Raw genomic sequence first — 517 nt, 5'->3', positions numbered from 1 at the left:
GGCCCCGGCCCCGGCCCAACCCTACGCCGCCCCGGCTGAAACGCCCCTGCAGCGCAGCACCCAACCCGTGGTGGCCGCTACTCCGCCAGCGACACAACCCCCGGCGCCCGCGGCTCCGGCACAGCCTGCCGCCGCTCCGGCGCCAGCCCCGGCCGCCCTGCAGCGCTACAGCATCAACCTGATCGAAGGCAGCAGCGAGCAGTACATGCGCGCCCTGATGGCCCGCCACCCCGGCGCGCCCCTGCGCATCCAGCATTCGCAGCGCAACGGCCAGGACTGGTACCGCATGTTCTACGGCGAGTACTCCCAGGCCGACCTGGCCGAGCGCGCCCTGCGCGACCTGCCGGCCACACTGCCCAGCCATCGGGGACGGGTCATGGCGCTCTAGCGCACGTCCCGGCTCACAACAATCACAACAAAGCCGAACTGAAAGCGAGGGGACATGTTTCGCAAGCTCGTACTGATCTACGGACTGCTCAGCCTGGCCGGTTGCCTTGACCTGGGCGGCGGCGGGGGT

1 protein-coding gene is annotated in these 517 nt (G+C 70.8%); it reads left to right on the top strand.

Translation table 11 applies throughout. The features are described 5' to 3' along the window. On the top strand, window positions 1–388 hold a 388-nt coding region (locus SZ55_RS03535), incomplete at its 5' end, for an SPOR domain-containing protein (protein ID WP_044401412.1). Window positions 389–517: the final 129 nt, after the last annotated feature.

The organism is Pseudomonas sp. FeS53a, from assembly GCF_000931385.1.
GTDB lineage: Bacteria > Pseudomonadota > Gammaproteobacteria > Pseudomonadales > Pseudomonadaceae > Metapseudomonas > Metapseudomonas otitidis.
This window is presented reverse-complemented; position numbering and strand designations above follow the sequence as displayed.